General features: G+C 73.2%; 19 protein-coding genes. 4 read left to right on the top strand and 15 right to left on the bottom strand.

What is annotated here, in order from left to right:
• Positions 1-127 precede the first annotated feature (127 nt).
• Entirely contained in the window at positions 128-685 is a 558-nt protein-coding gene (locus ACGFI8_RS32270) for a hemerythrin domain-containing protein (protein ID WP_392810581.1), read from the top strand.
• Here the strand turns inward: ACGFI8_RS32270 and ACGFI8_RS32265 are convergent.
• The 3 genes from ACGFI8_RS32265 to def are packed head-to-tail and all read right to left on the bottom strand — an operon-like array spanning position 682 to position 3,613.
• A complete protein-coding gene (locus tag ACGFI8_RS32265; RefSeq protein WP_392810580.1) occupies positions 682-2,124 on the bottom strand; it encodes an RsmB/NOP family class I SAM-dependent RNA methyltransferase in 1,443 nt (480 codons plus the stop codon). The genes ACGFI8_RS32270 and ACGFI8_RS32265 overlap by 4 nt on opposite strands.
• Positions 2,124-3,068, bottom strand: a complete 945-nt coding sequence (gene fmt / locus ACGFI8_RS32260) for a methionyl-tRNA formyltransferase (RefSeq protein ID WP_392810579.1) — start codon at positions 3,066-3,068, stop codon at positions 2,124-2,126. Before fmt ends, ACGFI8_RS32265 begins: the two co-directional genes overlap by 1 nt.
• Positions 3,065-3,613 (bottom strand): peptide deformylase, encoded by a 549-nt coding sequence (def, locus tag ACGFI8_RS32255; RefSeq protein WP_392810578.1) that lies wholly within the window; start codon positions 3,611-3,613, stop codon positions 3,065-3,067. Before def ends, fmt begins: the two co-directional genes overlap by 4 nt.
• Positions 3,614-3,685: 72 nt before the next feature.
• Between def and ACGFI8_RS32250 the strand changes: the two genes are divergently transcribed.
• Positions 3,686-5,413, top strand: a complete 1,728-nt coding sequence (locus tag ACGFI8_RS32250) for an ABC transporter ATP-binding protein (RefSeq protein ID WP_392810577.1) — start codon at positions 3,686-3,688, stop codon at positions 5,411-5,413.
• Entirely contained in the window at positions 5,410-5,976 is a 567-nt protein-coding gene (locus tag ACGFI8_RS32245; RefSeq protein WP_392810576.1) for an AAA family ATPase, read from the top strand. Before ACGFI8_RS32250 ends, ACGFI8_RS32245 begins: the two co-directional genes overlap by 4 nt.
• A 29-nt stretch (positions 5,977-6,005) precedes the next feature.
• Here ACGFI8_RS32245 and ACGFI8_RS32240 read toward each other — a convergent pair whose 3' ends face one another.
• The 12 genes from ACGFI8_RS32240 to pyrR form a co-directional block, all read right to left on the bottom strand.
• Complete coding sequence (locus ACGFI8_RS32240; RefSeq protein WP_392810649.1) at positions 6,006-7,937, bottom strand: primosomal protein N'; 1,932 nt, start codon at positions 7,935-7,937, stop codon at positions 6,006-6,008.
• Between the two features lie 259 nt (positions 7,938-8,196).
• Positions 8,197-9,390: a methionine adenosyltransferase gene (gene metK / locus ACGFI8_RS32235; RefSeq protein ID WP_392810575.1), complete on the bottom strand. Its 1,194-nt coding sequence runs from the start codon at positions 9,388-9,390 to the stop codon at positions 8,197-8,199.
• 124 nt (positions 9,391-9,514) lie between these two features.
• Positions 9,515-10,744 carry a bifunctional phosphopantothenoylcysteine decarboxylase/phosphopantothenate--cysteine ligase CoaBC gene (gene coaBC / locus ACGFI8_RS32230; protein WP_392810574.1) on the bottom strand — a complete coding sequence of 410 codons (1,230 nt, stop codon included), beginning with the start codon at positions 10,742-10,744 and terminating at the stop codon, positions 9,515-9,517.
• Between the two features lie 8 nt (positions 10,745-10,752).
• The gene (rpoZ, locus tag ACGFI8_RS32225) at positions 10,753-11,022 is read right to left on the bottom strand and encodes a DNA-directed RNA polymerase subunit omega (protein WP_344616982.1); all 270 of its coding nucleotides are present in this window, start codon (positions 11,020-11,022) and stop codon (positions 10,753-10,755) included.
• 158 nt (positions 11,023-11,180) lie between these two features.
• Positions 11,181-11,501: an integration host factor, actinobacterial type gene (gene mihF, locus ACGFI8_RS32220; protein ID WP_190253177.1), complete on the bottom strand. Its 321-nt coding sequence runs from the start codon at positions 11,499-11,501 to the stop codon at positions 11,181-11,183.
• A 118-nt stretch (positions 11,502-11,619) separates the two neighbouring features.
• Positions 11,620-12,462 (bottom strand): orotidine-5'-phosphate decarboxylase, encoded by an 843-nt coding sequence (gene pyrF / locus ACGFI8_RS32215; RefSeq protein ID WP_392810573.1) that lies wholly within the window; start codon positions 12,460-12,462, stop codon positions 11,620-11,622.
• Positions 12,459-13,469 carry a quinone-dependent dihydroorotate dehydrogenase gene (locus tag ACGFI8_RS32210; RefSeq protein ID WP_392810572.1) on the bottom strand — a complete coding sequence of 337 codons (1,011 nt, stop codon included), beginning with the start codon at positions 13,467-13,469 and terminating at the stop codon, positions 12,459-12,461. Before ACGFI8_RS32210 ends, pyrF begins: the two co-directional genes overlap by 4 nt.
• Positions 13,466-16,768, bottom strand: a complete 3,303-nt coding sequence (carB, locus tag ACGFI8_RS32205) for a carbamoyl-phosphate synthase large subunit (RefSeq protein ID WP_392810571.1) — start codon at positions 16,766-16,768, stop codon at positions 13,466-13,468. Before carB ends, ACGFI8_RS32210 begins: the two co-directional genes overlap by 4 nt.
• A complete protein-coding gene (gene carA, locus ACGFI8_RS32200) occupies positions 16,761-17,873 on the bottom strand; it encodes a glutamine-hydrolyzing carbamoyl-phosphate synthase small subunit (protein ID WP_392810570.1) in 1,113 nt (370 codons plus the stop codon). The genes carB and carA overlap by 8 nt, the downstream gene beginning before the upstream one ends.
• Positions 17,870-19,096 (bottom strand): dihydroorotase, encoded by a 1,227-nt coding sequence (locus ACGFI8_RS32195; RefSeq protein WP_392810569.1) that lies wholly within the window; start codon positions 19,094-19,096, stop codon positions 17,870-17,872. The genes carA and ACGFI8_RS32195 overlap by 4 nt, the downstream gene beginning before the upstream one ends.
• Positions 19,093-20,007: an aspartate carbamoyltransferase catalytic subunit gene (locus ACGFI8_RS32190; protein ID WP_392810567.1), complete on the bottom strand. Its 915-nt coding sequence runs from the start codon at positions 20,005-20,007 to the stop codon at positions 19,093-19,095. Before ACGFI8_RS32190 ends, ACGFI8_RS32195 begins: the two co-directional genes overlap by 4 nt.
• Positions 20,004-20,573 (bottom strand): bifunctional pyr operon transcriptional regulator/uracil phosphoribosyltransferase PyrR, encoded by a 570-nt coding sequence (gene pyrR / locus ACGFI8_RS32185; protein WP_392810566.1) that lies wholly within the window; start codon positions 20,571-20,573, stop codon positions 20,004-20,006. Before pyrR ends, ACGFI8_RS32190 begins: the two co-directional genes overlap by 4 nt.
• Before the next feature lie 202 nt (positions 20,574-20,775).
• Here pyrR and ACGFI8_RS32180 point away from each other — a divergent pair, with 202 nt between their 5' ends.
• Entirely contained in the window at positions 20,776-21,264 is a 489-nt protein-coding gene (locus ACGFI8_RS32180; protein ID WP_033356835.1) for a transcriptional regulator, read from the top strand.
• Positions 21,265-21,283 lie beyond the last annotated feature (19 nt).

Below are 21,283 nucleotides of genomic sequence, written 5' to 3'. Positions count from 1 at the left end.
CCTCACCCACGCCGGGTCCCGCCGCCGGATGGCTGGAGCCGTCCACGGACGAGGGATCGCGGGCGATGCGTTGACAGCTTCGGTCGATGTCCGGCGAATCGGCCTCCAAGCTGCGAGAATGGTCACCATGGATGTCGTCGAGGCGATCGTTGGCGATCACGTGCGGTTCGAGCATCTGTTGCGGGTGCTGCGGGCGCGCGACGTCGATGCCGCGGCGGTCCGGCAGCGGCGGGTCGCCGGGCGGGCGGAGCTCGCGGACCTGCTCGTCGGGCACGCCCGCGCCGAGGAGTCCGAGGTCTACCCGAAGCTCCGCGAACTCGCCGGCGGCGGCGCGCACGTCGAGCACGGGGCGGACGAGCACGTCGACGGGCACCGCAAGCTGCTGGCCCTGCTCGACGTGGAGGACGTGCTGTCCACCGGCTTCGACCGGGCGCTGGGCAAGCTGGCGAACTCGCTCGCCCACCACGTCGACGAGGAGGAGCGAACGCTGCTCAACGACGCCCGGCTGCAGCTGGACCCGGCGACCCGCGAGGCGCTCGGCGCGGCCTGGATCGCCGAGCGGGACCGGCTCGTCGCGGCCCGCTGCGGCAGCCGTGCCGCCGTCGCGGCGCTCATCCCCGACGCGCTGCCGCCGGCACCTCCGCACCAGCGAGACCCGCGCACGCACACCTCGGACGCACGCTAGGCGCTTCGGCGCAGCAGGGCCACGAACATCGCGTCCGTGCCGTGGCGGTGCGGCCACAGCTGCACCGTCGGGCCGGTGCCGGGCTCCGGGAGGGACGGCGGCAGATACGGGCGCGCGTCGACGAGGTCCACGTCGATCGAGGAGCGCCGGGCCGCCTCCGTGACCGAGACCTCCGTCTCGGCCTGATGCGGCGAGCACGTCACGTAGGCGACGACGCCTCCCGGCCGTACCGCCTGGAAGGCAGCCTGCAGCAGCTCCCGCTGCAGGCGGGTCAGCGGCGGCAGGTCGGACGGCTGGCGCCGCCACCGCGCCTCCGGGCGGCGCCGCAGCGCGCCCAGGCCCGTGCACGGCGCGTCGACGAGGACCCGGTCGAAGGCGCCGGCGGGCAGGTCCGGGTCCTTGCCGACGTCGCGGCCGTCCGCGTTGATGGTGTAGACCGGCAGGCCCCTCGTGGCCTGCGCGACGAGCGCGGCCCGGTGGTGGGCGACCTCGACGGCGGTGACGTGGGCGCCTCGCTCGGCGGCGAGCGCGCCGAGCAGGCCCGCCTTGCCGCCGGGGCCCGCGCACAGGTCGAGCCAGCGCTCGTCGGCGCCGCTGACGGGGGCGCCGGCGAGGACCGACGCGACCAGCTGGCTGCCCTCGTCCTGGACGTGGGCGAGGCCCTCGCGGATCGCCGGGATCGAGGCCGGGTCGCCGCCGCCCGCGAGGACGACCGCGTACGGCGAGTACCGGCCCACGGCGGCGCCGGGCAGCGAGGCCGCCAGGTCGGCGGGGGCGATGCGGCCGGGGCGGGCACACAGGTGTACCGGCGGCGGAAGATTGTCGGCATCGAGCGCCAGCTCGGCCTCGTCGAGCGAGCCCAGCGCGTCGACGAACGCGTTGACGATCCACTGCGGGTGCGCGTGGACGAGCGCGGCCCGGGCGACCGGGTCGGCAGGAGCGAGCCGCTCGAGCCACGCGTCGCGGCCCGCCTCGCCGACGCGGCGCAGGACGGCGTTGGCGAAACCGGCGGCGCCGGGCACGAGCGAGCGGACCAGGTCGACCGTGGTCGCGACTGCGGCGTGGGCGCCGACGCGCATGTGCAGCAGCTGGTATGCGCCGATGCGCAGCGCGTCGCGGACCGGCGGGTCGATGCGCTCCATCGGGCGGTCGGCCGCCGCGGCGACGATCGCGTCGAGGGTGCCGGTCTGGCGCAGCGTGCCGTACGTCAGCTCCGTCGCGAACGCCGCGTCCCGCCCGCCCACGCCGTTCTCGCGCAGCAGCCGGGGCAGGACCAGGTTGGCGTACGCGTCGTCGCGGTGCACGGCGGCGACGGCCTCGTACGCGGCCTCCCGCGCCGGGTCGATGGCCGGCCGGCGACCGCGCGGCGGGCGGGCGAGCCGGTCGTCGCGCCCGCCGTCGGGCCGCTGCCCGGGTCCGCGCCGGGGCACGGGCTTCATCAAGACACGCGCTCCCCGGACTCGACCCGCGCGCCGCGCGCCCACGCGTCGGCGGGCATCGCCTTCTTGCCGGGGGCGGTGACCGTGCCGAGCACGACGGGCACGGTGCCGGTGCCGATCAGCACGCGGTTGCGCTCGACGGCGAGCACGCCCGGCGCCGGCGCGGGCGACCCGGCGATGACGGTCGCCGCGGTCAGCGGTGTGACGGGGCCGAGCTTGAGCCGCTCGCCCCGGAACGTCGTCCACGCGCCCGGCGCCGGGGTGCACGCCCGGATCCGCCGGTCGACCGCGAACGCGGGCTCGGTCCAGCGCACCGCCGCGTCCTCGACGGTCAGCTTCGGGGCCGTCGACACGCCTTCAAGCGGCTGCGGTACCGCGGCGAGCGCGCCCGCCGCGATCCCGTCGAGCACCCGGACCAGCAGTTCGGCGCCCGAGCGCGACAGGCGCTCGAGGAGGTCGCCGGACGTGTCGCGCGGCCCGATCGACTCGGTGAGCGTGCCGAACACCGGCCCGGTGTCCAGGCCCTCCTCCAGCAGGAAGAGGCTCGCCCCGGTGATCTCGTCACCGTGCAGGACCGAGTGCTGCACGGGCGCGGCGCCGCGCCAGGCCGGCAGCAGCGAGAAGTGCAGGTTGACCCAGCCGTGGCGGGGGATGTCGAGGGCCGCCCGCGGTACCAGGGCGCCGTATGCGACCACGGGTGCGCAATCGGGCCGCAGGTCCCGCAGCTGCTCGAGGAACTCCGGGTCGCGGGGCTTGGCCGGGGTCAGGACCCGGATGCCGCGCTCGGTCGCCCAGGCGCTGACCGGGGACGGCACCAGCTGGCGGCCGCGGCCGGCGGGCGCGTCGGGCCGGGTGACGACCGCCACGAGCTCGTGCTGCGAGGCGGCGATGGCGTCGAGGGCGGGCAGGGCCACGGCCGGCGTGCCCGCGAAGACCAGCCTCATCGGATGCCGAACAGCCCGTGCGGGCTGGTCTTGACGACCGGGGGCGCGTCGGGGGTGTACCACTCCGCCGCCCGGATCTCCTTCATCGCCTGCTTGCGCCGCTCGGCGTCGAGCCGGTCGACGAACAGCACGCCGTCGAGGTGGTCGGTCTCGTGCTGCGCGCAGCGGGCCATCAGCCCCGTGCCGACGATCTGGATCGGGTCACCGTGCTGGTTGAAGCCCTTGGCGATGACGTTCTGCCGCCGCTTGGTGTCGACGTACACCCCGGGGATCGACAGGCAGCCCTCGGGCCCGTCCTGCTCCTCCTCGTCGGGAAACTCGAGCACGGGGTTGACCAGATGCCCGACGACGTCGTCGACGTCGAACGTGAACACCCGGAGCCCGACCCCGATCTGGGGCGCGGCGAGGCCGGTGCCATTCTGCTGGCGCATGGTGTCGAGCAGGTCACTCACGACCTTGCGCAGCTCCTTGTCGAAGTCGACGACCGCGTCGGCGGGCGTGCGCAGCACCGGGTCGCCGAACAGGCGGACGGACTGGACAGTCAAGCGGCACCTCATTTATCCGAAATGCGAGTTTGCCCGAAATCGGGTCGTTCCAGTCTAGGCTAGCTTTTACACGTGTCCGACTCGCCTCGCGTCTCGTTGCGGTCGCTGCTGCCCTACCTTCGCGATCACCGGGCCACCCTCGCCGTCGTCGGTGTCCTCTCCCTGCTCGGGTCCGTCACCACCCTCGCCCAGCCGCTGCTCACCCGCCGGGTCCTCAACGGGCTGCAGGCCGCCAACCCGGTCTGGCGCACCGTCGCGCTGCTCGTCGTCGTGCTCGCGGCCGTCGCGGTGCTCAACGCGGTGCGCGACTACCTGCTCCAGCGCACCGCCGAGGGGCTCGTGCTCACCTCGCGCCGGCGGCTGACGCGGCACCTGCTGCGGCTGCCCATCAGCGAGTACGACCAGCGCCGCACCGGCGACCTGCTCTCCCGCGTGGGCGCGGACACCACCCTGTTACGGGCCGTGGTCACCTCGGGACTGTTCGAGACCGTCACCGGCGCGGTCATGGTGCTCGGCGCGGCGACCGCGATGGTGCTGCTCGACCCGATCCTGTTCCTCACCGCCGGCGCCGGGCTGGCGCTGGGGCTGTCGATCGCCGTGGTGTTCTCCCGGCGGGTGCGCCCGGCCTCGGAGGCGGCGCAGGCCCGCATCGGCGAGATGACCAGCGCCGTCGAGCGCGCGCTGTCGGCCGCCCGCACGATCCGCGCCAGCAACGCCGAGGAGCGCGAGATCGCCACCGTCGAGACGAGCGCCGAGGAGGCGTACCGCGCGGGCGTGCGCATCGCCCGCCTGCAGGCCCTCATCGGCCCGGCGAGCATCGCCGCGATCCAGGGCGCGTTCCTGCTACTGCTCGGCGTCGGCGGCGCGCGCGTGGCCGCCGGGACGATCTCCGTCGGGGACCTCGTCGCGTTCGTGCTCTACCTGTTCTTCCTGGTCATGCCGCTGGGGCAGGCGCTGCACGCGTACACGCAGCTGCAGACCGGCCTGGGGGCTCTGCAACGCATGGAGGACATTCTGGCGGTACCGCTGGAGGCCGACGCCGGCACCGCACAGCCCGCCGGCGGCGTCGTCGCGGTGGCGTTCGACCGCGTCACCTTCGGATACGCGGCCGCGCCCAAGCCGGTGCTGTCCGACGTCTCGTTCACGGTCCCCTACGGCACGCGCACCGCCCTGGTCGGCCCGTCCGGCGCCGGCAAGTCCACGCTGCTGCAGCTGGTCGAGCGCTTCTACGACGTGACCGGCGGCGCGGTCCGGGTGGCCGGCGTGGACGTGCGCGAGCTGCCGAGGCATGCGCTGCGGTCCCAGCTCGGGTACGTCGAGCAGGAGGCCCCGGTCCTAGCCGGCACGCTGCGGGAGAACCTGCGCCTGACCGTGCCGGACGCGACCGAGGCGCAGATGCTGTCGGTACTGGCCGCGGTCAACCTCCTCGACATCGTCGGGCGCACCGAGCTCGGCCTGGACGCGCAGGTCGGCGAGGGCGGCGTGCTGCTGTCGGGCGGCGAGCGGCAGCGGCTCGCGATCGCGCGTACCCTGCTGGCCGCGCCGCCGATCCTGCTGCTGGACGAGCCGACGTCCAACCTGGACGCCCGCAACGAGGTCGCGCTGCGCGAGGCGATCGACACGGTGGCCCGCGACCGCACGATGATCGTCGTCGCCCACCGCCTGTCCACGGTCGTCGACGCGGATCAGATCGTGGTACTCGAGGCCGGCCGCGTCGCCGCCGCCGGCCGCCACGAGGAGCTGCTGGAGATCTCTCCCCTGTACCGCGAGCTGGCCACCAACCAGCTCCTGGTCGCATGACCACGGCGCCGGCCTGGGTGGTCGCCGGGCCGCCCGGTGCGGGCAAGTCCACCGTGGCGGCCCTGCTGCTGCGCCTGCTCTCCCCCACTCCGGCGCTGCTGGACAAGGACACCCTCTACGGCGACTTCGTGACCGCGACGCTCGCCGCCGCCGGCCGCCCGCCGGGCGAGCGCGAGGGCCCGTGGTACGACGCGAACATCAAGATCCACGAGTACGCCGGCCTGGCCGCCACCGCCCGCGAGATCCGCTCCCACGGCTGCCCGGTCCTGCTCTCGGGCCCGTTCACCGGCCAGATCTCCGACCCGGCGCGCTGGTCGGCGTTCGTCGCGGCGCTGGGCGGCGACCCGGTACGCCTGGTGTGGGTCCGCTGCGACCCGCAGACGCTGCGCGCCCGGCTGCTGGCGCGCGGCTCGTACCGCGACGGCCAGAAGCTGGCCCACTGGCCGGAGTTCCTGGCGGCGATCCCACCGGACCGCCCGCCGGCCGTGCCGCACCTGGAGGTTGACAACCGCGCCGGCGCCCCGCCGCTGCTGCAGACCCTGGAGTCCGCCCTACGCCGCTGACCGGCATGACAAACCGAGCATTCGGCCGATCAGAGCAGGTCGAGGGGGTCGATCTGGATGCGGACCGGGTCCGCCGACTTGCGGACCGACCTCGCCCCCGCCGCCGCCTTCAGTGACAGCGCCAGTGCCTTCCCCGCCGAGCGGGCCGTGCGCACGAGCATGCGCTCCTGCCCGTCGGCGGCCGGCACCGGGCCCAGCACCTCCGCGCCCGGCGGCAGCTCGGCCAGCGACAGCAGCTCCGCCACCGCCGGCGGCGGGCCGGTCAGTGCCGCGATCCGCGTCGCCGGCGGGAAGCCCAGCTCGCGGCGGTCGGCGAGTTCGCGCGCGGCCAGCCAGGCCGGGTCGAAGCGCAGCAGGGCCTGCACGGCGACCAGGCCGCCGTCGGCGACGACCACCACGGGGGCGCCGGGGCGGGCGAGGGCCGCGGCCGCGAACCAGCGGCGCAGCGCCTCCTCCGTGCCCCGCAGGTCGGCGCGGGTGAGGAAGGCCCACGCGTCCAGGAGCAGCACGGCGCCGTAGCCGCCGTCGGCGAGGGGCTCGGCGCCGGGTGTGGAGACGACGAGTGCGGGGTCGCGCGGTACCGAGGACAGGACCTCGTCGCGGCCGGAGGTGCGCACGGTGGTGTCCGGGAAGGCGCGGGCGAGTTCCTCCGCGGTGCGGCGGGCGCCGACGACGGCGGCGCGCAGGCGGCGGCCGCCGCACTCGGGGCAGGCGTGGCCCGCGGCCGGGCGGCCGCACCAGCGGCACATGGGCACGCCGTCGGCGGCGGGCAGGGCGAGCGGGCCGGAGCAGTGGGCGCAGCGGGCCGGGGTGTAGCAGTCGGCGCAGGACACGGCGGGCAGGTAGCCGCGGCGGGGCACCTGGATGAGGACGGGAGCGCCGCCGGCCAGGGCCTCGCGGGCGGCGCGCCACGCGACGGAGGGCAGGCGCGCGGCGGCCGCCTGCGGGTCGCGGGCGCGCTCGTGCTCGCCCACGGTGAGCACCCGGGGCATGCGCCGGCGCAGCTCGTCGCGGGCGGCGCCGACCTCGATCGCCCAGCCGGTCTCCACCAGCTGCTGGGCCTCCACGGTACGCCCGAAGCCGCCCACGATCACCGCGCAGCGCTCCTGCTCGGCGCGGGCCAGCAGGACCTGCCGGGCGTGCGGGTACGGCGCGCGCGGCTCGCTGTGCAGGTCGTCGCCGTCGTCCCAGATCGCGACCAGGCCGAGGCCGGCGACCGGGGCGAACGCGGCGGCCCGCGTGCCGATGACGATCCGGGCGGTACCGCGGGCGGCGGCCAGGAACCGGCGGTACCGCTCGGCGGGTCCGAGCGCGGCGGAGAGCGCCACGTGGTGGCCGGGTCCGCCGAGGACGCGCAGCAGGGCCGCGTCGAGCCGGTCGAGGTCGCGGGCGTCGGCGACCACGACGAGCGCGCCGCGCCCGGCGGCGAGGCAGATCGCGGCGGCCTCGGCGAGGCGGGCCGGCCAGTCCTCGCCGGGCAGGGCGGTCCACACGGCGCGGGGCATCCGCCCGTCGGAGAGGGCGCGCAGCAGGGCGGCGCCGGCCGTGTACCGCGCCCAGCCGCCCGGACCGGAAGGACCGGAAGGACCGGAAGGACCGGAAGGACCGGAAGGATCGGTAGGACCGGCCGGGGCCGGGGCGGGAGGGGCCGGCGCAGCGGCCTCGGCCTTGGCGTGGCGGGGTGGCACGGCGAGGCGCAGCACGTCGGAGAGGGTGCCGGCGTACCGGTCGGCGATCTCCCGGGCGAGCCGGGCGATCTGCGGGGTGAGCACGACCTCGGCGGAGACGGAGCGCTCGAGGAACAGCAGCTTGCCGTCGTGCTCGGAGGCCGCGGTGCGCTCGAGGACGAAGCCGTCGACGAGCTGGCCGGCGAAGCGGACGCGCACCCGGGTGCCGGGCAGCGCGGTGTCCGCGGCGGAGTGCGGGACGAGATAGTCGAAGGGCCGGTCGAGGTGCGGCAGGGGGCTGTCGACGCAGACGCGGGCGACCGGGAATTCGTCGGCGGTGCGTTTCGCCGGAGCGGTGTCGCGGGCGGCGCGGGCCCGTCCGCCGGCATTTCCGGCAATGCGTTCGGCGGCGGCGCGCGGCTTCAGCTCCGACTCGGGGAACAGCGCCGGCTCAATAGGCTCGGGTCGATCATTCAAAGCTTCGGAGAATGGCGTTGGCCGATCAATCCGGGATCCGGGCTGATCGGCCAACGTCGGGAGCGCGGTGTGTGCGTCAGGCGCCGGCGGCGGACTTCAGCTCGGCCGTGCGCGAGGCCTGCTCCCACGTGAAGCCGGGCAGCTCGCGGCCGAAGTGGCCGTAGGCGGCGGTCTGCTGGTAGACGGGCTTGAGCAGGTCGAGGTCGCGGATGATCGCGGCGGGGCGCAGGTCGAAGACCTCGTTGATGGCCTTCTCGATGCGCTCGACCGGCACGACCTCGGTGCCGAAGGTCTCGACGAACAGCGAGACCGGGTGCGCCTTGCCGATGGCGTAGGCGACCTGGACCTCGCAGCGCTCGGCCAGGCCGGCGGCGACGACGTTCTTGGCGACCCAGCGCATCGCGTAGGCGGCGGAGCGGTCGACCTTGGACGGGTCCTTGCCGGAGAAGGCGCCGCCGCCGTGGCGGGCGTAGCCGCCGTAGGTGTCGACGATGATCTTGCGGCCGGTGAGGCCGGCGTCGCCCATCGGGCCGCCGATCTCGAAGCGGCCGGTCGGGTTGACCAGCAGGCGGTACCCCTCGGTCTCCAGGCCCAGGCCGTCGAGCTCGGGGGCGATGACGTGCTCGCGCACGTCCGGGGTCAGCAGCGAGTCGAGCGAGATGTCCGGGGCGTGCTGGCTGGACACCACGACGGTGTGCAGGCGCACCGGGCGCAGCCCGTCGTACTCGATGGTGACCTGGGTCTTGCCGTCGGGCCGCAGGTAGGGGATCGTGCCGTCCTTGCGCACCGCGGACAGGCGCCGGGCCAGGCGGTGGGCCAGGGCGATCGGCAGCGGCATGAGCTCCGGCGTCTCGCTGCACGCGAAGCCGAACATCATGCCCTGGTCGCCGGCGCCCTGCAGGTCGAGGGCGTCGCCGCCGCTGCCCTCGCGAACCTCGATCGCGGAGTCCACGCCCTGCGCGATGTCGGGCGACTGGGAGCCGATCGACACGCTCACGCCGCAGGAGGCGCCGTCGAAGCCCTTCTTGGACGAGTCGTAGCCGATACCCAGGATCGTCTCGCGGACGATCTTGGCGATGTCGGCGTAGGCGGTCGTGGTCACCTCGCCGGCGACGTGGACCTGGCCGGTCGTGATGAGCGTCTCGACGGCCACCCGGCTGCGCGGGTCCTGGGTGAGGAGCGCATCGAGGACTCCGTCACTGATCTGATCGGCGATCTTGTCGGGGTGACCTTCGGTGACCGACTCTGACGTGAACAGGCGGCGTGCCAATGGTGCTCCTCAGGGGTTACGGCGATCGACAATGAGTTTGCCAGAGTGTACGACCCGCGGGCGCCGCGCCGGGCGATGCCCCCGGCCGCAAACTTGGCGCCACACTGCGCTTTCCCCGCTTCGATCAGGCAAAACGGTCGGCCACTCGATCCAAAATCCTATCAGCCAGATCGTCTTTGGACAGTTCGGGCAATGCGTCGTGGCCGCCGTCGGTGCCGAGGATCACGGCCCGGTTGTGCTCGGAGCCGAACGTCTTGTCCACGCCGACCTCGTTGACCACGATCAGATCGGCGCGCTTGCGCAGCATCTTCTCCCGGCCGGCGGCCACGGCGGTGTCCAGGTCGGCGGTCTCGGCCGCGAACGCGACGAGCACCTGACCGTCGGGCTTGGCCGCGCCCAGCTCGGCGGCGATGTCGGGGTTGGTGACCAGCTCGAGTGCGGGCGCCGCGCCGTCCACCTTCTTGATCTTGCTAGCGGCGAAGGACGCGGGCCGGAAGTCGGCCGGCGCGGCGGCCATGATCACGGCGTCGGCGGCCTTCGCGGCGGCCACCACGGCCACCCGCAGCTGCTCGGTCGTCTCGACCCGCACCACGTCGGCGCCGGCCGGGTCGGGCAGCGCCACGTTGGCGGCGACGAGCGTGACCCGGGCACCGCGAGCGACGGCGGCGCGGGCGATCGCGTACCCCTGCTTGCCCGAGGACCGGTTGCCGATGAACCGCACCGGGTCGATCGGCTCGCGCGTCCCACCGGCGGTGACCACGACGTGCCGGCCCGCCAGGTCGGCCCCGGCATCCGCCAGGCCGCGGCGCAGCAGGCGGGTGGCGGCGGCGAAGATCTCGGCCGGCTCGGGCAGCCGCCCCTTGCCGGTGTCGGCGCCGGTGAGCCGCCCGACGGCGGGCTCCAGCACCACGGCACCGCGGGAGCGCAGGGTGGCGACGTTGGCGCGGGTCGCCGGGTGCTCCCACATCTCGGTGTGCATGGCCGGCGCGAACAGGACCGGGCACCGGGCCGTGAGCAGCGTGTTGGTGAGCAGGTCGTCGGCCAGGCCGGTGGCGGCCTTGGCGAGCAGGTCGGCGGTGGCCGGGGCTACGACGACGAGGTCGGCCTCGCGGCCGAGGCGGACGTGCGGCACCTCGTGGGCGCCGGTCCAGACGTCGGTGCTCACCGGCTGGCCGGACAGCGCCGCCCAGGTGGCCTCGCCGACGAAGGTGAGCGCCGCGGCGGTGGGCATGACCCGCACCCGGTGACCCGACTCGGTCAGCAGTCGCAGCAACTCGCAGGCCTTGTAGGCGGCGATCCCACCAGCCACGCCGAGAACTACCCGGGGGTGATCCCCGGCGTGGCGGTCGGTCATCGTCTCGCTCAGGGCGTCTCTTCGATGCGCTCGGCGGTCAGCAGCCCGCTGTTGATCTCGCGCAGGGCGATGGAGAGCGGCTTCTCCTGCGGCGTGGTCTCCACGAGCGGGCCCACGTATTCGAGGAGCCCCTCGCCCAGCTGGCTGTAGTAGGCATTGACCTGACGGGCACGCTTCGCCGCGAAAATCACCAAGGCGTACTTCGACGTCGTCTTTTCCAGCAACTCGTCGATCGGCGGGTTGGTGATCCCCTGCGGGTCTGCCACGGTTCCGGCCACGGATACAACCTCAACACTTTCTGTTAAGCAAGCTCTGCGCAATTGACAGCTCACGAACCTGACAACCTTACCAGAGCTGCGGCAACGCCGACGCGCCCGGACCGAAGTCCGGGCGCGTCGAGTCGTTGCAACCGGTCCGGGGGGACCGCCGGGCGGGGTCACTTGCCGCCGGCGAACTCCCCGAGCAGGGCCTTGCGCTGCTGGTCGCCCAGGCCGCGCAGGCGACGGCTCTCGGCGATCTTCAGCTTCTCCATGATCTGCGTTGCACGGATCTTGCCGATGCCGGGCATCGCCTGGAGCACGGCCGAGACCTTCAGCTTGCCGACGACGTCGTCGGACTCCGCACGGTCGATCACGGCGGCAAGCGTCGTCTTGCCCTGCTTGAGTTGCTCCTTCAGCTCAGCGCGAGCCTTCCGGATCTCAGCCGCCTTTTCCAAAGCGGCCGCGCGCTGTTCCGGGCTCAGTGACGGGAGCGGCACCAGGTCTCCTCAGGTCCCTTGAAAATGTGTTGATGGTCTAGCGCGGGGAAAACTAGCGGTCAGAAGCCATTTCGGCAACGTCGGAAGACAAGATCGACGCCTTGTGAAGATTCGATGATCACGCAGTGACCGCAATTGCGGACGCACAGGATTCACGCGCACGGTCCGCGGCGGCCCGCAGCGCGGCCGGATTCGGGCCTGCCGCGAGGACCTCGCGGGACCACGACGGCAGGACCAACCCGATCGCGTCGCCGAAGACGTGGCGAAGATCCTCGGCCCGTCCGCCCTGCGCGCCGAGACCCGGCGCGAGGATCGGTCCATTGAGGTTGATCAGCTCGTGTCCGGTCGGCCCGACGGTCGCCCCGATCACCACGCCGACGCTGCCCATAGGGCTAACACCCGCGTTGACCTGCGAAATCTCGTCGATGATGGTCTGCGCGACGGTCCGGCCGCCGGCCGCGACGGCACGCTGGACGGCCGCGCCCTCGGGATTGGAGGTGAGCGCCAGGACGAACGCCCCGAACCCGTTCTGCTGGGCTTTGTCGATGATCGGACCCAGCGAGCCGAAGCCGAGGTAGGGGCTCACCGTGATCGCGTCGGCGCACAGCGGGGAGGCCGGATCGAGGTAGGCGTCGGCGTAGGCGGCGGCCGTGGAGCCGATGTCGCCCCGCTTGACGTCCAGGATCACCAGGGTCCCGGACTCCCTCAACTGTCGGATAACCGACTCGAGGACGGCTATGCCCCTGGAGCCGAAACGCTCAAAAAAGGCGGACTGGGGCTTGACCGCCGCGACCCGTCCGGCCAGGGCCTCCCCCGCCGTACGACCGAACCTTTCCAGGCCATTGACATCGTCGGAGAGGCCCCAGGAGGCCAGCAGGGAGGGGTGGGGGTCGATGCCCACGCAGAGCGGCCCCAGCGAGTCCATGGCAGCCCGCAGGCGGGCACCGAACGGTTCGGTCACGACATGCTCCTCGTCGCTGCGACGGCGCCCCGCACGAGGCGGGGGCCGTGGTAGATGAGGCCGGTGTACAGCTGGACCAGCGCGGCGCCCGCCTCGAGCATCCGCTGCGCGTCCTCCGGCCGGGTGATCCCGCCCACGCCGATGATCGGCAGCCCGCTCTCCTTGGCCACGAACCGCACGACCTCCAGCGCCCGCGGGGCCAGCGGCCGGCCGCTGAGCCCGCCGGCCTCGCCGGTGCTCACGCCGGGGCGCTCGACCGTGGTGTTGGTCGCGATGAGCCCGGCCACGCCCAGGCCGAGGCAGACGTCGAGCAGCTCGCCCAGGGCCGAGTCGGTGAGGTCGGGCGCGACCTTCACCAGGATCGGCACCGGGCCGCCCAGCGCCTGCGCCTCGGCGCGCAGCGCGCCCAGCAGGGCCGACAGGTGCGCCTTGTCCTGCAGCTCGCGCAGGCCGGGCGTGTTCGGCGAGCTGACGTTGACGGCGAAGTAGGAGCCCAGGCCGTACAGCAGCCGGAAGCTGTGCACGTAGTCCTCGACGGCGCCGGTCAGCGGGGTCACCTTCGACTTGCCCAGGCTGATGCCCAGGGGCACCGGCAGCGGCCCGTGCGCGTCGACGGAGGCGCGCAGCCGGGCCGCGAGCGCGGCGGCGCCGGCGTTGTTGAACCCCATGCGGTTGACGATCGCCTCGTGCTCGGGCAGGCGGAACAGCCGCGGCCGCTCGTTGCCCGGCTGGGCGTGCCGGGTGACGGTGCCGACCTCGACGAAGCCGAAGCCGAGCCGGGGCCAGGCGCCCAGCGCCCGGCCGTCCTTGTCCATGCCGGCGGCCAGGCCGACCGGGTTGGGGAAGTCGACCCCGAACACCGTGCGGCGCGCCCCGGGCGGGCTGTAAGCCCGGCCCGCCCGCGGCACCCGCGCCAGCATGCGCAGGGTCCGCTCGTGCACCGACTCGGCGTCACCGCCGCCGAGCCGGAACAGGACCGGGCGGACCAACCGCTGGTAGAGGCTCACCGGGCTCCCCGCAGGGCCGCGTGCAGTTCCTGCAGCGGCCGTACCGACATCTCGCCGCGGATGAGCGCCTCGATGCCCATCACGGCCGCCGCCGCGCCCGGCAGGGTCGTGATGCACGGGATGTCGCTCACCACGGCCGCGCTGCGGATCTCGTAGCCGTCCTGGCGGCCGCTGGAGCCCTGCGGCGTGTTGATGACGAGGTCGACCTCGCCGGAGGCGATGAGCGAGACCGCGTTGCGGTCCCCGTCCCCCTCGAAGTGCTTGGGCACGATCTCGCAGGCCACCCCGTAGCGGCGCAGCACCTCCCCGGTGCCGGCCGTGGCCACGATCGCGAAGCCGAGGTCGGCGAGGCGCTTGACCGGGAACACGATCCCGCGCTTGTCCCGGTTGGCGACGGTCACCAGCACCGTGCCGGAGGTCGGCAGCGAGCCGTAGGCGGCCGCCTGCGACTTGGCGAACGCGTGGCCGAAGGACGGGTCGATGCCCATCACCTCGCCCGTGGACTTCATCTCCGGGCCGAGCAGGTTGTCCACGCCCTTGCCCTCGGTGGTGCGGAACCGCTTGAAGGGCAGCACCGCCTCCTTGACCGCGATCGGCGCGTGGTCGGGCAGCACGCCGCCGTCGCCCTCGGCCGGCAGCAGCCCCTCCGCGCGCAGCTCGGCGATGGTGGCGCCGAGCGCGATGCGGGCGGCGGCCTTGGCCAGCGGTACCGCCGTCGCCTTCGACACGAACGGCACCGTGCGGGAGGCGCGCGGGTTGGCCTCCAGCACGTACAGCACGTCGTCCTTCAGCGCGTACTGCACGTTGAGCAGGCCGCGCACCCCGATCCCGCGGGCGATGGCCACGGTGTAGCGGCGCACCTCCGCCAGGTGTACCGCGGCCAGCGTGATCGGCGGCAGCGCGCACGAGGAGTCGCCGGAGTGGATGCCGGCCTCCTCGATGTGCTCCATCACGCCGCCGAGGTACACCTCGCCGGTGGCGTCGCACAGCGCGTCGACGTCGATCTCGATAGCGTCGTCGAGGAAGCGGTCGACGAGCACCGGGTGCGCCGGGGAGATCTCGGTGGCGCGGCCGATGTAGTCGCGCAGCGTCGGCTCGTCATAGACGATCTCCATGCCCCGGCCGCCGAGCACGTACGACGGGCGCACGAGCACCGGGTAGCCGATCTCGTCGGCGATCCGCTTCGCCTCCGGGAACGTGGTCGCGGTGCCGTGCTCGGGCGAGCGCAGCCCGGCGTCGGTCAGCAGCCGGCCGAACAGCCCGCGGTCCTCGGCGAGGTCGATGGCGGCCGGCGAGGTGCCCACGATCGGCACACCGGCGCCCTCCAGTCGCTCGGCCAGGCCGAGCGGCGTCTGCCCGCCCAGCTGGACGATCACGCCCACCACGCCGGGGCCGCCCGCCTCGCGGCCGGAGCTGTCCTCGGCGTGGAAGACCTCGAGCACGTCCTCGAACGTCAGCGGCTCGAAGTACAGCCGGTCGGCGGTGTCGTAGTCGGTGGAGACCGTCTCCGGGTTGCAGTTGACCATGACGGTCTCGTAGCCCTTGCCGCGCAGCGCCATGACCGCGTGCACGCACGAGTAGTCGAACTCGATGCCCTGGCCGATGCGGTTGGGCCCGGAGCCGAGGATGATCACCTTCGGCCGGTCCGACGGGGTGACCTCGGTCTCGTCCTCGTAGGTGCTGTAGTGGTACGGCGTGCCGGCGGCGAACTCGGCCGCGCAGGTGTCCACGGTCTTGTACACGGGCCGCAGCCCGAGGCGGTGGCGCAGCGTGCGCACGCCGTCCTCGCCGGCGAACTCCGGGCGCAGCGCGGCGATCTGCCGGTCGGACAGGCCGGCCCGCTTGGCCCGGCGCAGCAGCCCCTCGTCGAGCACGGCCGCGGCGACGATCTCGGCGCGCAGCTCCACCAGCGCGGCGAGCTGGTCGACGAACCACGGGTCGAAGCCGGAGGCCTCGGCGACCTCGGCCACCGTGTGCCCCTGCCGCAGGGCGAGCTCGGCGGTGTAGAGCCGCCCGTCGTGCGGGGTGCGCAGATCAGGCAGAACTGACTCTTCGCTCTTGTCCGGAGCTGTCCAGAAGCCCGCGGCCTTCGTCTCCAGCGAGCGCATCGCCTTGCCGAGGGCCTCAGCGAACGTGCGGCCCAGCGACATCGCCTCGCCGACCGACTTCATCGTGGTGGTCAGCTCGGGGTCGGCGCCGGGGAACTTCTCGAAGGCGAACCGCGGGATCTTCACCACGACGTAGTCCAGCGACGGCTCGAAGGCGGCCGGCGTCTTGAGGGTGATGTCGTTGGGGATCTCGTCGAGGGTGTAGCCGATGGCCAGCTTCGCCGCGATCTTCGCGATCGGGAAACCGGTCGCCTTGCTGGCCAGGGCGCTGGAGCGGGACACCCGCGGGTTCATCTCGATGACCACGAGCCGGCCGGTGCCCGGGTGCACGGCGAACTGGATGTTGCAGCCGCCGGTGTCGACCCCGACCTCGCGCAGCACGGCGATGCCGAGGTCGCGCAGCCGCTGGTACTCCACGTCGGTGAGCGTCATCGCCGGCGCCACGGTCACCGAGTCGCCGGTGTGCACCCCCATCGCGTCGACGTTCTCGATCGAGCACACGACCACGACGTTGTCGTGCTTGTCGCGCATGAGCTCGAGCTCGTACTCCTTCCAGCCGAGCACGCTCTCCTCGATGAGCACCTCGTGCACCGGTGAGGCCGCCAGCCCGCCGCCGGCCAGCCGGTCGAGGTCCTCCGGGGTGTGTGCCATGCCGGAGCCCAGGCCGCCCATGGTGAACGAGGGGCGGATCACGACCGGCAGCCCGAGCTCGGCGACGGTCGCGTGCACCTCGTCCATGGAGTGGCAGACCCGCGAGCGGGGCGTCTCGCCGCCCGCCCGGGCGACGATGTCCTTGAACAGCTGCCGGTCCTCGCCGCGGCGGATCGCGTCGATGTCGGCGCCGATCAGCTCCACGCCGTACTTATCCAGCACGCCGGCCTCGTGCAGCGCCACGGCGGTGTTGAGCGCCGTCTGCCCGCCCAGCGTGGCGAGCAGCGCGTCGGGCCGCTCGCGGGCGATGACCTGCTCGACGAACTCCGGCGTGATCGGCTCGACGTAGGTGGCGTCGGCGAACTCGGGGTCGGTCATGATGGTCGCCGGGTTGCTGTTGACCAGGCTGACCCGCAGGCCCTCGGCGCGCAGCACGCGGCAGGCCTGGGTGCCGGAGTAGTCGAACTCGCAGGCCTGGCCGATGACGATCGGGCCGGAGCCGATGACGAGGACGTGCCGGAGGTCGGTGCGCTTAGGCATTGGTCTGCATCAGCTCCGCGAATCGATCGAACAGGTAATCCGCGTCGTGCGGCCCCGCTGCCGCCTCCGGGTGGTATTGCACGGTGAAGGCCGGCACGTCCAGGCAGCGCAGGCCCTCGACCACGTTGTCGTTGAGACAGACGTGGCTCACCTCCACCGCGCCGAACTCGGTCTGCACCCGCCCGTCGAGCGGGGCGTCGACCGCGAAGCCGTGGTTGTGGCTGGTCACCTCGACCTTGCCGGTGGTGCGGTCGAGCACCGGCTGGTTGATGCCCCGATGGCCGTACCCGAGCTTGTACGTGCCGAACCCCAGCGCCCGGCCGAGAATCTGGCTGCCGAAGCAGATCCCGAACAGCGGGATCCGGGCGGCCATGACGGCCTTCGCGAGGGCCACCGGGCCGTCCGCCGTGGCGGGGTCGCCCGGGCCGGGTGAGAAGAAGACCGCGTCCGCTCCGACGGCGCGCACGTCCTGCAGGGTCGCCGAGGCGGGCAGCACGTGGGTGGTCACGCCCCGGGCCGCGAGCCGGCGCGGCACGTTGCGCTTGATCCCCAGGTCGATCGCCGCGACCGTGAGCCGGTGCTCGCCCTGTGCCGGCACGGTGTACCGCTGCGGCGTCGTGACCTCGGCGGACAGGTCGGCGCCGAGCATCTCCGGCTGCGTGCGCACCCGCTCGAGCAGCGCCTCGCGATCGTCGTCCACGCTGGACACCCCGACCCGCATGGCGCCGCGCTCGCGCAGGTGCCGGGTGAGGGCCCGGGTGTCGATGCCGCTGATGCCGACCACGCCCTCCGCGGCGAGGCGGTCCTGCAGGCTGCCGGCGGCGCGCCAGTTGGAGTACGAGCGGGACGGGTCGCGCACCACGTACCCGGCGACCCAGATCCGGTCCGACTCGTCGTCCTCGCCGTTGACGCCGGTGTTGCCGATCTGCGGCGCGGTCTGCACGACCACCTGGCGGTGGTAGGACGGGTCGGTCAGCGTCTCCTGGTAGCCGGTCATGCCGGTGTTGAAGACCGCCTCGCCGAACGCCTCGCCGACGCCGCCGAACGCCTCACCTCGAAACGTGCGCCCATCTTCCAGTACGAGCAGGGCCTCTCTGCGCCTCACCGTGTCGCCTTTCCGTTCAGCACCGTCGGCTCGCCGCGCAGATAGGTCGCCTCGATGCGGCCGCGCAGTTCCATTCCGGCGTAGGGGGTGTTCCGGGAGCGGCTGGCCAGCGCCGTGGGGTCCACGGTCCAGCGCACGCCCGGGTCGAAGATCGCGATGTTGGCCGGCGCGCCGACGGCGAGCGCGGCGCCCTGCCCGGACAGGCCGGCGATGCGCGCCGGCGCCGCGGACATCCACTCGGCGATGCGGTCCCAGCGCGGGCCCATGGTCTGCACCACGATCGCGAGCGCCGTCTCCAGGCCGAGCATGCCGGGCCGGGCGTAGGCCCACTCGCACTCCTTGTCCTCCACGCTGTGCGGGGCGTGGTCGGTGGCGACGCAGTCGATCGTGCCGTCCAGCAGGCCCGCGCGCAGCGCCAGCACGTCGGCCTCGGTGCGCAGCGGCGGGTTGACCTTGAAGACCGGGTCGTACTGCGTGGCCCGCTCCTCGGTGAGCAGCAGGTGGTGCGGGGTGACCTCGGCGGTGACCCGCCAGCCCTTCGACTTCGCCCAGCGGATCAGCTCCACGCTGCCCGCGGTGGAGACGTGGCAGATGTGCAGGCGGGCGCCGACGTGGCCGGCCAGCAGCACGTCCCGGGCGATGATCGCCTCCTCGGCGACGGCCGGCCAGCCGGTGAGCCCGAGGCGCGCGGCGACCTCGCCCTCGTTCATCTGCGCGCCGGTGGTCAGCCGCGGCTCCTCGGCGTGCTGGGCGATGACGCCGTCGAATGCCTTCACGTATTCCAGCGCCCGCCGCATGAGCCGCGGGTCGGCCACGCAGTGCCCGTCGTCGGAGAAGACCCGCACCCGGGCGGCGGAGTCGGCCATCGCGCCGAGCTCGGCGAGCTGCTCGCCGCCCAGGCCGACGGTCACCGCGCCGATCGGCTGGACGTCGACCAGCCCGGCCTCCCGCCCCAGCCGCCAGACCTGCTCGACCACGCCGGCGGTGTCGGCGACCGGCGAGGTGTTGGCCATCGCGCAGACCGCCGTGTAGCCGCCCAGCGCGGCGGCGCGGGAGCCGCTCTCGACGGTCTCGGCGTCCTCGCGGCCGGGCTCGCGCAGGTGGGTGTGCAGGTCGACGAGGCCGGGCAGCGCGATCCGGTCGCCCTTCTTCGCCGGGTCGATCGCGACGATGACGCCGTCCTCGACGGTGATCTCCCCGGCGCTGGTGCCCTCGATCTTCATGACTTGCCTCCGAGCAGCAGGTAGAGGACCGCCATGCGCACGGAGACGCCGTTGGCGACCTGTTCGACGATCGTGGAGCGGGCCGAGTCGGCCACCTCGGGCGAGATCTCCATGCCGCGGTTCATCGGGCCGGGGTGCATGACGATCGCGTGCTCCGGCAGGCGGCGCATGCGGGGCACGTCGAAGCCGTATCGGCGGGCGTACTCGCGCTCGGACGGGAAGTACGCCTGGTTCATCCGCTCCCGCTGGACCCGCAGCATCATGACGACGTCGGAGTCCGGCACGACCGCGTCGAGGTCGTAGCAGGTCGCGGCCGGCCAGGCGGCCACGCCCACGGGCAGCAGCGTGGGCGGCGCCACGAGCGTCACCTTCGCGCCGAGCGTGTGCAGCAGCTGCACGTTGGAGCGGGCGACCCGGGAGTGCAGCACGTCGCCGACGATGGCGACGTTGAGGCCGGCGAGGCGCTTGAGGCGGCTGCGCATCGTGTACGCGTCCAGCAGCGCCTGGGTCGGGTGCTCGTGGGTGCCGTCGCCGGCGTTGACCACGCTGCCCTCGACCCAGTTGGCCAGCCGGTGTGCCGCGCCGCTGGCCGGGTGGCGGATCACCACGGCGTCGGCGCCCATCGCCTGCAGGGTGAGCGCCGTGTCCTTGAGACTTTCACCCTTGGAGACGCTGGAGCCCTTGGCGGAGAAGTTGATGACGTCGGCGGACAGGCGCTTGGCCGCGGCCTCGAAGGAGATCCGGGTGCGGGTGGAGTCCTCGTAGAAGAGGTTGACCACGGTCCGGCCGCGCAGCGTGGGCAGTTTCTTGACCTCCCGCGCCGCCAGGCTCGCCATCTCCTCGGCGGTGTCCAGCACCAGGGTGGCCGTGGGCGCGTCGAGGTCGGCCGCGCTCAGCAGGTGCTTGATCATGCCCGGTCCCCCTTGGTCTTGATCAGGACGGAGTCCGTGCCGTCGATCTCGGCCGTCAGCACCCGCACGCTCTCCTCGATCGAGGTCGGGATGTTCTTGCCCACGTAGTCCGCCCGGATCGGCAGCTCGCGATGGCCACGGTCGACGAGGACGGCCAGCTGGACGGCGCGCGGCCGGCCGAGGTCCTTCAGCGCGTCGAGCGCGGCCCGCACGGTCCGCCCGGAGAACAGCACGTCGTCGACGAGGATGACCCGGCGCCCGTCGAGGCCACCCGGGGGGATGTCGGTGTGACCCACGGCACGGGTCGCCTGCAGGCGCAGATCGTCCCGATACAGCGTGATGTCCAACACACCGACCGGAATGTCAAAACCCTCGAAAGCGGCGATCCGGGCGGCGAGGCGGCGAGCCAGCGGTACGCCACGGGTAGGTATGCCCAGCAGCACCGTTTCGGCCGCCCCGGACGTCTTTTCCAGGATCTGATGGGCTATCCGGTCCACCACCCGGACGACATCCGCCGCCGTTAGGATGATTTTTCCCAGCTCAGTACCGGTTGTCGGGGACGACAAAACCAGACCTCCTTCCCCGCCTCACCGGACGGGTCGTTAAAGGACGTCGAACATGGACTAGCCGCGGACTACCCTAACAACCGCCCTGACCAGGGCAACGGAAGGGTCTCGACCACTTGACCACGCGTCGCTAGCCAGTTACGGTCACGCTCCGTAGCGATCGCTGGGGAAACCCCTCAGGCCAGTGACTGGGAGTGTCCGTATGCCGTCTGAGTACGCCAAGTCTCTTGGTGCTCGCCTGCGCTCCATCCGACAGCAGCAGGGGCTGTCTCTGCAGGGTGTCGAGGAGAAGTCGGCAGGGCGCTGGAAGGCCGTCGTCGTCGGGTCGTATGAGCGTGGCGACCGTGCCGTCACCGTCTCTCGCCTGGCCGAGCTGGCCGAGTTCTACCGCGTGCCCGTCGCCGAGCTGCTGCCCGAGGGCAGCGGAGTGCGCCACGAGCCCACCAACAAGATCGTCCTCGACCTGGAGCGCCTCTACGACGCCGGCGCCGAGGACCTCGCCTACGTCGCCCGCTACGCCCGGGCCATCCAGCAGCAGCGGGGCGACTACAACGGCCGCGTGCTGTCGATCCGCGCCGACGACCTGCGCGCCCTGGCGATCGTCTACGACGCGTCGCCGTCGGGCCTGGTCGAGCGGCTCAACGAGCACGGCGTGCTGGTCACCGACCCGCGCAGCCTGTTCCAGAGCTGACCCGCGCGCACCGCACCAC

It is taken from the genome of Dactylosporangium sp. NPDC048998 (assembly GCF_043197855.1).
Lineage (GTDB): Bacteria > Actinomycetota > Actinomycetes > Mycobacteriales > Micromonosporaceae > Dactylosporangium.
Note: the sequence above shows the minus strand (reverse complement) of the source record. Positions and strands in the feature narration are given on the sequence as shown.